General features: G+C 65.6%; 9 protein-coding genes. 7 read left to right on the forward strand and 2 right to left on the reverse strand.

Annotated features, from left to right (window positions below; genetic code table 11):
• Positions 1-195 precede the first annotated feature (195 nt).
• Positions 196-1,692, forward strand: a complete 1,497-nt coding sequence (locus tag ACVWYP_RS11345) for an aldehyde dehydrogenase family protein (RefSeq protein WP_304498687.1) — start codon at positions 196-198, stop codon at positions 1,690-1,692.
• A gap of 538 nt (positions 1,693-2,230) precedes the next feature.
• Here ACVWYP_RS11345 and ACVWYP_RS11350 read toward each other — a convergent pair.
• The gene (locus tag ACVWYP_RS11350; RefSeq protein ID WP_304498688.1) at positions 2,231-2,614 is read right to left on the reverse strand and encodes a winged helix-turn-helix domain-containing protein; all 384 of its coding nucleotides are present in this window, start codon (positions 2,612-2,614) and stop codon (positions 2,231-2,233) included.
• Positions 2,615-2,774: 160 nt separating this feature from the next.
• Between ACVWYP_RS11350 and ACVWYP_RS11355 the strand changes: the two genes are divergently transcribed.
• From ACVWYP_RS11355 to ACVWYP_RS11365, 3 genes are all read left to right on the forward strand, one after another.
• On the forward strand, positions 2,775-3,902 hold the full coding sequence (locus ACVWYP_RS11355) for an alkene reductase (RefSeq protein WP_304498689.1): 1,128 nt from the start codon (positions 2,775-2,777) through the stop codon (positions 3,900-3,902).
• A gap of 62 nt (positions 3,903-3,964) precedes the next feature.
• On the forward strand, positions 3,965-4,480 hold the full coding sequence (locus ACVWYP_RS11360) for a GFA family protein (protein WP_304498690.1): 516 nt from the start codon (positions 3,965-3,967) through the stop codon (positions 4,478-4,480).
• A gap of 130 nt (positions 4,481-4,610) precedes the next feature.
• Complete coding sequence (locus ACVWYP_RS11365) at positions 4,611-6,275, forward strand: thiamine pyrophosphate-binding protein (protein WP_304498691.1); 1,665 nt, start codon at positions 4,611-4,613, stop codon at positions 6,273-6,275.
• 240 nt (positions 6,276-6,515) lie between these two features.
• Here the strand turns inward: ACVWYP_RS11365 and ACVWYP_RS11370 are convergent, their stop codons facing one another.
• Entirely contained in the window at positions 6,516-7,901 is a 1,386-nt protein-coding gene (locus ACVWYP_RS11370) for an LLM class flavin-dependent oxidoreductase (protein ID WP_304498692.1), read from the reverse strand.
• A 251-nt stretch (positions 7,902-8,152) separates the two neighbouring features.
• On the opposite strand from ACVWYP_RS11370, the gene ACVWYP_RS11375 reads away from it, so the two are divergent.
• The 3 genes from ACVWYP_RS11375 to ACVWYP_RS11385 all read left to right on the forward strand — a co-directional run bounded on the left by ACVWYP_RS11375 (position 8,153) and on the right by ACVWYP_RS11385 (position 12,107).
• Positions 8,153-9,538 (forward strand): M20 family metallopeptidase, encoded by a 1,386-nt coding sequence (locus ACVWYP_RS11375; protein ID WP_304498693.1) that lies wholly within the window; start codon positions 8,153-8,155, stop codon positions 9,536-9,538.
• A gap of 187 nt (positions 9,539-9,725) precedes the next feature.
• The gene (locus tag ACVWYP_RS11380; RefSeq protein ID WP_304498694.1) at positions 9,726-11,012 is read left to right on the forward strand and encodes an MFS transporter; all 1,287 of its coding nucleotides are present in this window, start codon (positions 9,726-9,728) and stop codon (positions 11,010-11,012) included.
• 249 nt (positions 11,013-11,261) lie between these two features.
• The gene (locus ACVWYP_RS11385; protein ID WP_051447909.1) at positions 11,262-12,107 is read left to right on the forward strand and encodes an IclR family transcriptional regulator; all 846 of its coding nucleotides are present in this window, start codon (positions 11,262-11,264) and stop codon (positions 12,105-12,107) included.
• The last annotated feature ends 40 nt before the right edge of the window (positions 12,108-12,147 follow it).

Genomic DNA, 12,147 nt, shown 5'->3' on the forward strand with positions numbered 1-12,147 from the left:
ACGCCGCGCGTCTCGAACCACGAGGCCGTGATCGAGCATACCGCACGTACCATGCACGCAGGCGCATGGGAGGTTTTCGTACGTGCCGTCCTGATCAACGCCGGCTCGGCTTTACGGTTTCGCGTCTGCGCTGTAGAATTCGGCATATAACGCTTCCAAAAGACCTCAGCCGACAATTTGACAGGGAGTGCAAACATGGCTGTTTCGCAGGCTATTCCGATCACGCGCCATCCTTATGCCGATGGCTCCTACAAGAAGATGCTGATCGACGGCAAATGGGTCGACGCCGCCTCCGGCAAGAAATTCGAGACCCACAATCCCGCCACCGGTGAATTGCTCGCGTCGGTCGCCGAGGGCGATGCCGAGGACATCAACCGTGCGGTCGCGGCGGCGCGCCGCGCGTTCGAAGGGCCCTGGAGCAAGGTGAAGCCGTTCGAGCGGCAGAACATGCTGCTCAAGCTCGCCGAACTCGTCGAAGCCAATTTCGAGGAACTGTCCCAGCTCGACACGCTCGACATGGGCGCGCCGATCAGCCGGACCCGCGGCAACCGGCTGCGCGCGCTCGGCATGCTGCGCTACTATGCCGGCCAGGCAACCGCGATCCATGGCGAGACCATCGAGAACTCGCTGCCCGGCGAGATCTTCTCCTACACGCTGAAGGAGCCGATCGGCGTGGTCGGCGCCATCATTCCCTGGAACGGGCCGCTGACCGCCTCGATCTGGAAGATCGGCCCGGCGATCGCGACCGGCTGCACCGTGGTGCTGAAGCCGGCCGAGGAATCGCCGCTGACCTCGCTGCGCATCGGCGAGCTCTGCATGGAGGCGGGGATTCCGCCCGGCGTCGTCAACGTCGTGCCGGGCTATGGCGAGACCGCGGGCGCCGCACTCGCCTCGCATCCCGATGTCGACAAGGTCGCCTTCACCGGTTCGCATGTCACCGGCCAGTCGATCATCCGCGCCTCGGCGGGCAACCTCAAGCGCGTCTCGCTCGAGCTCGGCGGCAAATCGCCGGACATCGTGTTCGCCGACGCCGATCTCGACGCCGCGGTGCCGGGTGCGGCGATGGCGGTGTTCGCCAATTCCGGCCAGATCTGCAGCGCCGGCACGCGGCTGTTCGTCGAGCAGAAGGTCTATGACGAATTCGTCGGCCGCGTCGCCGAGTTCGGCAAGAAGCTGCAGGTCGGCAACGGCCTCGATCCCAACACCCAGATCGGTCCCCTGGTGTCGCAGCAGCAGATGGATCGGGTGTCGGGCTATCTCGACATCGGCCAGAAGGAAGGCGCCAAGGCGCTTGCCGGCGGCGGCCGCCTCACCGAGGGCGCGCTGTCGAAGGGCTATTTCGTGCAGCCGACCGTGTTCGCCAACGTGCAGGACAACATGCGCATCGCGCAGGAGGAGATTTTTGGCCCGGTGATCTCGGCGATCTCGTTCAGGGATCCGGACGAGCTGATCAAACGCGCCAACGCCACAACCTTCGGTCTCGGCTCCGGTGTCTGGACCACCAATGTCAGCAAGGCACACCAGGTCGCCAAGGCGCTGCGCGCCGGCTCGGTCTGGGTCAATTGCTACCAGGCGATGGACCCGGCGGTGCCGTTCGGCGGCTACAAGATGAGCGGCTACGGCCGCGAGTCCGGCAAGCAGCACGTCGAGGAATATCTCAACGTCAAGGCGGTCTGGATCAAGACCGGCTAGCGCTTGCTTCTTACCTCTCCCCGCTTGCGGGGAGAGGTATCGCATCTGCCCCTTGGCGACCGCGCAAGGGCTTGGCCTCGTGGTTCGAGACGCGCCGCAAGCGGCGCTCCTCACCATGAGGGTCCACTATTGTGCCGCAAAACAAGACCTCATCCTGAGGAGCCCGCCGAAGGCGGGCGTCTCGAAGGATGGCCACGAGGGCACCGCCACGAAATGCGATAGCCCTGCCGCCTGCGGGGAGAGGCATAGGCCGCCTTCGGCGGCCGTCCATGAAATCGACGCCGAATCTAAGCTTCGGCTATGTTGCATCGTCAGATGCAATCGGGTGAGGGGGTACAGGTCTCAACGCTCGGCGTGCTCGCAGAAGGGAAGCCCTTCACCCCAACGCCCGCATGATTTCGGAATATTAGAATAATACCCCTGATTTGCCCGGCGCGTCAAGTTGCGTGTCGAACGCCGGCCACCGCGGGCTACTTTGCATGGGGTTGTTTTCGATATTCTCGTAAGCGCCCCTTGCTGCGGCCGCCAGTTCCTGCGTTTACCGCCCGGCGGCCTTCTTCGGCCTGCCGATGTCGCTGCGCAGCGCCTCGAGGTCCTTGCGCACGGCGCTTGCCGCGTCGCGCTCGATCTTGCGGTAGCGCGCCACCAAAGAGAGGCCGAACGGGGTCAGCACCGCGCCGCCGCCATTCTTGCCGCCGGTCTGCCGTTCCACCGCCGCCTGCCGGCAGATGCGGTTGATCTCGTCGACCAGGTCCCAGGCGCGCTTGTAGCTCATGTCCATGGCGCGGCCGGCGGCGGAGATCGAGCCGCATTCCCTGATCCGCTCAAGCAGCAGGATCTTGCCCGGCCCGATCCGGTCCTCGGCATCGAGGTCGATGCGGACGCTGAGGGAGGGGAGCGATGAGGCGCTCGATTTCGACATGGGAGACCTGTTCTCGTGGCAACAGATTGCCACTACCCGCTTTCATGAACAAGATGAACCCGTTAGATAACGGGCATGATCCGGAAAAGTGGTAACCGGTTTTCTGGGCGGATCATGCCCACACTATAACGGAAACCACATAAGAATATTTGGGGCAGGCATGAATCCTCCGTCGCTGTTTTCTCCGCTCAAGATCGGTCCTTACCAACTCGAACATCGCGTCGTGATGGCGCCGCTGACGCGGATGCGGGCGGCGCGGCCGAGCCTCGCGCCGCGGCCGATGAACGCGGAATATTATGCGCAGCGCGCCACGCCCGGCGGCCTGCTGATCGCGGAAGCCTCGCCGGTGGTCGCCACCGGCTTCGGCAATCCGGGTGTTCCCGGCATCTACAGCGAGGCCCAGATCGCGGGCTGGCGCGAGGTGGTGGATGCCGTGCACGCCAGGGGCGGCCTCATCTTCCTGCAGCTCTGGCACGTCGGCCGCGTCTCGCATTCCTCGTTCCAGCCGAGCGGCGCGCTGCCGGTGGCGCCGTCGGCGGTCGCGATCCCCTCCGAGTTCAGGTGCATGACGGCGGACGGCAAGGTGGTCGACTACGAGACGCCGCGCGCGCTCGAGACCGACGAGGTCGCCTTGATGGTCGAGGCCTACCGGCAGGGCGCGAAGAATGCGCTCGCCGCCGGCTTCGACGGCGTCGAGATCCACGGCGCCAATGGCTATCTGATCGAGCAGTTCCTGCAGTCGCGCAGCAATCTGCGGACCGACCGCTATGGCGGCTCGATCGAGAACCGCGTCCGCTTCCTGATGGAGGTGACGCAGGCGGTGACCGAGGTCTGGGGCGCGAGCCGCGTCGGCGTGCGGCTCTCGCCCTACGGCATCGCCAATGGCAGCGGCGAGGCCGACCCGATGCCGCTCTACAGCCACGCCATCACGGCGCTGGACAAGCTCGGGCTCGCCTATCTGCATTTCATCGAGCCGCGCGCCTCGGGCACCGGCCGCGCCGAGGTCGACTGGCAGAACGTGCCGTCCGCGATGGTGCTGTACCGTCCGATGTGGAGCGGCGTGCTGATCACCGCCGGCAATTTCGTCGGCGAAACCGCCGCGAGCGCGGTTGCCGAAGGTCATGCCGATGCGATCGCGTTCGGCCGCTACTTCATCTCCAACCCGGACCTGCCGCGCCGGCTGCAGCGCGGCTATCCGCTGACCAAGTACAACCGCGCCACCTTCTATGCCGGCGAGGAGAAGGGCTACACGGATTATCCGGTGCACGACGAATTGGCGCAGGCGTAGGTCTTCGTAGCCCGGATATCGCTTCGCTCGTCCGGGCTGCAATGCCTTGATGGGAGACCCCGATGTTTCCGGACGACGAGTTCGAGCCGACCAAGAAACCAAAAGCCGTGGCGCTGGCGAAGCCCGCGGCCGGCCAGTGCCTGTGCGGCAAGGTGCGGTTCGAGATCGACGTGCCGGCGCGCTGGGCCTGGCATGATCACACCGCCGCCAGCCGCCGCGCCCATGGTGCGGTTTATGCGACCTATGTCGGCAGCTGGAAGAAGCGCTTCCGTATCACGCAAGGCGAAAGCGAGCTGTCGCGTTACGAGGATGCGAAAAGCAAGACGGCGCGCAGCTTCTGCGCCAATTGCGGCACGCCGATCGTCTACGAGCGCGCGCGGTCACCGCACATGGTCAACATCCCGCGTGCGCTGTTCTCGGGGCGCACCGGCCGGCAGCCGCTCTATCACATCGCGATCGAGGAACTGCAGGAATGGGCCTACACCGGCGAGCCGCTGGTGCCGCTGAAGGGCTATCCCGGCGTGGTGTGGCAGCGCTCGAAAAAGAAGAAGCGCAGCGAGCGCGAGGGGATGTTCTAGCGAGCGTTTCACCTCAGGCGCGCGCCTGCGGAATGCGGCCATGACCGCTCGCTCGATTGCCCCAGCTGCGCAAGTTTGGTCATCTCCCTTGATCCCCGTCGGCCAACGCGCCGACAGGCCTGGAGGGAACATGAAAAATCGCATTACCGGCCGCTCGGCATTTTTGGCACTGCTGAAGGATGAGGGCGTCACCCACCTGTTCGGCAATCCCGGCACCACCGAACTGCCGATCATGCACGCACTGAAGGATCATCCCGATCTCACCTATGTGATGGCGATGCAGGAGAGTCTGGTGGTCGCGATGGCCGACGGCTTTAGCCGCGCCTCCGGCAAGCTGGTCGCCTGCAACGTCCATGTCGCGCCTGGCCTCGGCAACGCGATGGGCTCGCTCTACAATGCCAGCTTCACCGGCACGCCGCTGATCCTGACCGCCGGGCAGCAGGAACAGGGCCATGGCCTGACCGAACCGGTGCTCTACGGTCCGCTGGTGCAGATGGCGACGCCGCTGGTGAAATGGGCGGTCGAGGTGACGCGGCTCGAGGACCTGCCGCGGATCGTGCGCCGCGCCGCCAAGATCGCGACCACGCCGCCGACCGGGCCGGTGTTCATCTCGCTGCCCGGCGACATCCTCAATTCCGAAGCCGGCATCGAACTCGGCCGCTCCACCCGGATCGACACACGGGTGAGGCCGTCGGAGGAGTCGCTCAAGGCGCTGGCCGCGCGCATCCTGAAAGCGGAGCGACCGGTGATCGTCGTCGGCGACGAGATCGTCAAAAGCGATGCGTTGCGCGAGGCGGCCGATCTTGCCGAGACGCTGGGCTGCCCGGCCTGGCAATCGCCGACGCCTTATGGTTCGCACTTCCTGTCCGAAAGCCCGAGCTTCATGGGCGCGATCGCGCGGCTGCAGAAGGTCGCGCGCGACGTGCTGGCGCCGCATGATCTGTTGATCGCACTCGGCGGTGATCCGCTGCGGATGTCCGTTTACAGCGAGGTCGATCCGCTGCCGGACGGGCTCTCGATCGTGCAGGTCGGGCTGGTCGACAGCGACCTCGCCAGGAACTACGGCGCCGAGATCGCGGTGAAGGCGGACGTCAAGGAAACGCTGCGCGCGCTGGTCCCTGCGTTGAAGGAGGCCGGCGGCGGCGCGCTGGAGACGCGTGCCAGGCAGGGGCTCGCGGCGTTGTCGACCAAGAACTGGGCGGCGAAGCGCAAGGCGCTGGTCGAGCAGATATCGAAGGCGAGCCAGACCTCGCCGATCGATCCGGACTGGCTCGCGCTGCAGGTCGTGGAGGCGATGCCCGACAACGCGATCCTGGTCGACGAAGGCCTGACCTCGTCGCGCCAGATCATTGGCTTGCGGCCGCATCGCGACCGCTACGGCTATCATGCGCTGGCCTCCGGCGGCATCGGCTGGGGCCTGCCGGCCGCGGTCGGCGTCAGCCTCGCCAATCCGCAGCGCCCGGTGGTTTGCTATTCCGGCGACGGCTCGTCGATGTATTCGATCCAGTCGCTGTGGACCGCAGCCAATCACAAGCTGCCGCTCAACTTCGTCATCGTCAACAATGGCGGCTACCGCATCATCAAGCAGCGCCTGCTCGCCTTCCACGGCGATGACAATTATGTCGGCATGGACTTCATCGATCCGCCGGTCGATTTCACCGCCCTCGCACGCTCGCTCGGGCTCGAGGCGATCAAGGTCACCGACCCGCAGGAGCTGAAAGGCGTGATGAAGTCGGCGTTCAGCCGGCCCGGTGCGAAGTTGATCGAGGTGGTGGTGAGCAATTCGGTGAATTGAGCGCACGGGGCGCCAGCTCCTACACCGTCATCCTGAGGAGCGCGTAGCGCGTCTCGAAGGATCGACGGCCACAAGGCCCGGGCCGTGCATCCTTCGAGGCTCGCTCCGCTCGCACCTCAGATGACGGGACGGCAGATGTGTGTGCCGCGTCATTGCGAGGAGCGAAGCGACGAAGCAATCCATGATCCCGCATATGCGGAACGATGGATTGCTTCGCTTCGATCGCAATGACGGCGCGGATCACTCCGCCGCAGCGCTACGCTTCACGCGATAGCGGCTTGCCGGATGAGTCGCGTCCAGCCTCGCACGCCCTTCGCCGAACAGCTTCTCGCGCAAGGTGCCCTTGGCATACTCCCGCTTGTAGCGGCCGCGCTTGACGAGCTCCGGCACCAGCATGTCGGCGATGTCCTCGAAATCGCCGGGCGAGATCGCAAACGCGACGTTGAGGCCGTCGACGTCGGTGTCTTCGAACCATTGCTCGATCTTGTCGGCGACCTGCTCCGGCGTGCCGACCACCACGGGGCCGGCGCCGCCGATGCCGACATGCTCGGCGACCTCGCGCACGGTCCAGACCCGGTCGGGATCGGCGCGGGTGACGTTGTCCATCGCGGAGCGGCCGGCGTCGTTCTGCACGTGCCGCACCTCCTGGTCGAGCGAATAGGTCGAGAAGTCGACGCCGGTCCAGCCCGACATCAGCGCCAGCGCGCCTTCATGGCTGATATGGCTGCGATACTCGGCGTACTTCGCTTTCGCCTCCGCCTCGGTCGGCGCGACCACGACGCACATCATCGAGAACATCAGGATCTCGGCCGGGTTGCGGCCCTTCGCGGCGGCGAGCTCGCGGATCGCCGAGACGCGTGGGCCGATCACCTTGGCTGACGGCCCCGACATGAACACGCATTCGGCGTGCTCGGCGGCGAATTGCCGCCCGCGCGGCGAGGTGCCGGCCTGATAGAGCACCGGCGTGCGCTGCGGCGACGGCTCGGAGAGATGGATCGCGTTGAGCCGGTAGTTGTTGCCGTCATGGTGTACCGGATGCACCTTGCTCGGATCGGTGAAGATGCCGCGCGTGACGTCGCGGATCGCGGCGTCGTCCTCCCAGCTGCCTTCCCAGAGCTTGTAGACCAGCTCCATATATTCGTCGGCGAGTTCGTAGCGGTCGTCATGCGCGGTCTGCTTGTCCTTGCCGGCGCCGCGTGCGGCACTATCGAGATAGCCGGTCACCACGTTCCAGCCGACCCGGCCGCCGGTCAAATGGTCGAGCGTCGACATCCGCCGCGCGAACGGGTAGGGCGGCTCGAAGGAGAGATTGCTGGTGACGCCGAAGCCGAGATTTTCCGTCACCGCGGCCATCGCCGGGATCAGCATCAACGGTTCGTTGGCCGGGGTCTGCGCCGCGTTGCGGAGCGCCGCGTCCGGACTATTGGCATAGACGTCGTAGACGCCGAGCACGTCGGCCAGGAACAGCCCGTCGAACCGGCCGCGCTCCAGCGTCTTCGCCAGATCGATCCAGTAGGACAGCTTGTTGTAGTCCTTGGTGCGGTCGCGCGGATGGGTCCACAGCCCCGGCGACTGATGCGCCACGCAGTTCATGGCAAAGGCGTTGAGCCGGATTTGTTTTGTCATTGTCGAAAACCTTGGTCGAAACCTTGCGCGCCGCTTCGATTGCTGCCCGGTCGATGCCGGGCGTCCCGCATCAACTTGTTGCGACTTCACACGTTTTGGCAAGGCCCATTCGCATTTCACGCCCTTCCGGTCGCGATCCGATCCCGATAGGTTGCGCCTCTCCAGAAGCATGATCGGGACGCAAAGCGTGGCGTTCCAGTGCGATCATGCCAAGAGACCATACCAAGACGCGACCGGACGAAGGAACAATCATGGCGACACGGGCCGACGCAATCGCAAACGTGCGAGAGCATTTTCAATCGGGAGAGTTCCTGAAGGAGCTGGACCGCAGGGTCGGCTACCAGACGGAGAGCCTGAATGCCGACAAGGCCGATGCGCTGCGCGCCTATCTGGTGGAGAATCTGCAGCCGGCCTTCGCCGAGCTCGATTTCAAGACCCACCTGATCGAGTCGCCGACCGGCCGCGGGCCCTATCTGATCGCCGACTATCAGGAAGGCGCCTCGCGGCCGACCGTGCTGACTTATGGCCACGGCGACGTCGTCGACGGCATGGTCGGCGAATGGCGCGACGGGCTCGATCCCTGGCAGACCACGGTCAAGGGCGAGCGCGTCTATGGCCGCGGCACCGCCGACAACAAGGGCCAGCATTCGATCAACATGGCGGCGCTGCGCGCGGTGAAGCAGGCGCGCGGCGGCAAGCTCGGCTTCAACGCCAAATTCATCATCGAGACCGGCGAGGAGATCGGCTCGCCCGATCTGCGCGAGGTCTGCGAGGCGCATCGTGAGGAGCTGAAGGCCGACCTGTTCATTGCCTCTGACGGACCGCGACTGTCGGCGGAGCGGCCGACCATCTTCCTCGGCTGCCGCGGCGGCAACCGCATCCATCTCGACGTCAATCTGCGCGAGGGCGGCAACCATTCCGGCAATTGGGGCGGCGTGCTGGCCAACCCCGCCACGATCCTGGCGAGCGCGATCGCGAGCCTGGTCGACGGCAAGGGTCGCATGAAGCTCGATATCCTGAAACCGCCGCCGATCTCCAACCGCGTCCGCGCCGCGCTCGCCGACGTCAAGATCGAGCCGACTGCGGACGAGCCGGCGTTGGCGGAAGATTGGGGCGAGGAGGGCCTGACCGCGGCCGAGCGGCTTTATGCCTGGAATACGCTCGAAGTGCTGGCGATGTCGTCGGGCAATATCGAAAAGCCGGCCAACGCGATTCCCGGCAAGGCCAATGCCGTGCTGCAGCTTCGCTTCGTCGTCGGCACCCGGCATCTCGAGGTGATCGACGCGGTGCGGGATTATCTGCACAACAACGGTTTCCCGATGGTCGAGGTCTCGGGCACGCAGCGCTTTGCCGCCTCGCGCACCGACATGGACAGTCCGTGGATCGACTGGGCGGCGAACTCGATCCGCGCCACCACCGGCAAGGCGCCGGCGGTGCTGCCGAACTTCGGCGGCTCGCTGCCGAACGACGTGTTCTCCGAAGGCCTCGGCCTGCCAACGATCTGGGTGCCGCATTCCTATCCGGGCTGCTCGCAGCACGCTCCCGACGAGCACATCCTGCTGCCGGTGACCGAGGAGGCGCTGACCATCATGGCCGGCCTGTTCTGGGATCTCGGCGAGGCGCCGCACAAGGGGTGAGGGGCTAAGCGCGCACTTTCCCCGTCACCCTGAGGAGCCGCGAAGCGGCGTCTCGAAGGGTCGACGGCCACCAGCGGGGCCGTGCATCCTTCGAGGCTCGCTCCGCTCGCACCTCAGGATGACGGGGATGGTGGGGATGGCCGGGACAAGTTGAAAGGTCGGTGCCTTCGCCGGCAGAGGAAATCTAATGACACTATCGACTTCGGCCGACGCTCAGCACACGACAGCGGTCGACAAGAAAAACATCACCCGCCTGATCGTCGCGACCTCGGTCGGCAATGCGCTCGAATGGTACGACATCTCGGTCTACGCCTATTTCGCGGTCTACCTCTCCAAGGCGTTCTTCCTGGCCAATGATCCGACCACCTCGCTGCTCCTGACTTTCGGAAGCTTCGGCCTGTCGTTTCTGATCCGCCCGATCGGCGGCGTCGTGCTCGGCGCCTATGCCGACCGTCACGGCCGCAAGGCCTCGCTGATGCTGTCGATCGTGCTGATGACGTTCGGCACGCTGGTGCTGGCGCTGATGCCGACCTATCAGACCATCGGCATCCTGGCGCCGATCGCGGTGCTGCTGGCGCGGCTGGTGCAGGGTTTTTCAGCCGGCGGCGAGTTCGGCTCCTCGACCGCGTTCCTGGTCGAGCACATGCCGGAGCGGCGCGGCTTCGTGGCGAGCTGGCAGTTCGCGAGCCAAGGCGTCAGCGGCCTGCTCGGCGCCGGCTTCGGTGCGCTCCTGACCTCGCTGATGAGCCCGGAGGATCTGCAGTCCTGGGGCTGGCGGCTGCCGTTCCTGTTCGGCGTCTTGATCGGCCCGGTCGGCATCTACATCCGCAACCATGTCGACGACGCGACCCCGCCGCCGGCCGCGAAGCAGGAATCGCCGGTCAGGGAAGTGTTCGCGCGGCAGAAGTTCGCCACGACGCTTGCGATCGGCGCGCTCGCGGTGTCGACCGCGGTCAACTATTTGATCGTCTACATGCCGACCTATGTGGTGAAGACGCTCAACCTCGCGCCGTCGGTCGGCTTCATCGCCTCGTTCGCCGCGCAGACTGCGGTTGCGCTGCTGGCGCCGATCGCAGGCATGGTCTCCGACAAGATCGGGCGCACCACCCACATGATCCTGTTCGCGCTGCTGCTGCTGGTGTCGATCTTCCCGGCCTTCCTCTTGCTCACCGGCAGGCCGACGCCTGTGATCATCCTGATCGGTGTGCTCTGGCTCGGCGTCCTCAAGTCGCTGTATTACGGGCCGCTGGCCGCGCTGATGTCGGAACTGTTTCCGGCGGCGACGCGTGCGACCGGGCTCGGTCTCAGCTACAATATCGGTGTCACATTGTTCGGCGGCATGGGGCCGGCGATCATGACCTGGCTGGGCGGCTTCGCGGCGATCGGCGAGCTCGCGCCGGGTTACTATCTCACCGCGGTCTGCATCCTCAGCCTCTGCGCATTGTTCACGATCCGCAGGCTGCGGCTGGCGTAGCGCATGATCCGAAAAAGTGCGAAGCGGTTTTTTTCGAAAGGATCATGCTAACCGCATCAGATTTCGTGATGCGAAATTCAAATATCCTTATTGTTGCACAGCAGCGTAGATAGTCGAAATCAAAGTTTCATCTGACGAAAATATACGGTGTCCGGCGCACGTCATCCGTCCTAGGATGATGTCGGCCGGGCGCGTCTCTTCGTCGTGCCCGGTTCAGGATTTGGAATTGACGGCAAGGAAGGCCAGGGCATGAACGCCTCAACGACTGCGACCGCACGGACCAGCCGCAAGAGGCCACCGCCGGAGCCGGGCCAACCCGACAAGTTCAACGCGATCCAGAAGGTCTGCGCGATCCTGCGCGTGCTGGCGCAGCGCTCGCCGCTGCGGCTCACCGACATCGCCGACACTACCTCGCTGAACAAGGCGACTGCCCTGCGCATCCTCAACTCGCTGATCGAGGAAGGCTTCGTCAGCCGCGTCGCCGGCGCCAAGACCTATGAGCTCGGCCAGGAGGCGCGGGTGATGGCGGTCGGCGCGCGCCGTTCGGTCGACATCGCCGAGCTGGCGCAGCCGAGCCTGCTGCGGCTGTCGGAGCGCTCGGCCGATACGGCGCTGCTGTCGGTGCGCTCCGGCGTCGAGGCGCTTTATCTGGCGCGCTCGGTCGGCAACCATCCGCTGCAACCGAACTATCTGCAGATCGGCAGCCGCCGTCCGCTCGGCGTCGGCGCCGGCGCGCTGGCGCTGCTGGTCTGGCTGCCGGATGCCGAGATCGAGGCTGTGATCGAGGTGATCGTGCCGCGGCTGGCGAAATCGCCGCGCATCACGCCAAAGTTCCTGCGCGAGCGGATCGCGATGGCGCGCAAGGCCGGCCACACCGTGCTGATCGACGCCGCGTTCCCCGGCATGGGCGGCGTCGGCGTGCCGGTCCGCGACGATGCCGGCGAGGTGGTGGCCGCACTCTCGATCGGCGCCGCGTCCGACCGCATCCGCCGCCGCGAAGGCGAGCTCGCCGACATGCTGAAGAAGGAAGCCCAAGTGCTGGCGCGCGCGCTGGCCCAGGCGCCGAAGAATGGACGGGCGGCGAAGATGGGTTGAGGCCGGTTGGGAGTAAGACCTTCCGCGGACTGGCTTCACC

The organism is Bradyrhizobium sp. USDA 3262 (assembly GCF_054060035.1).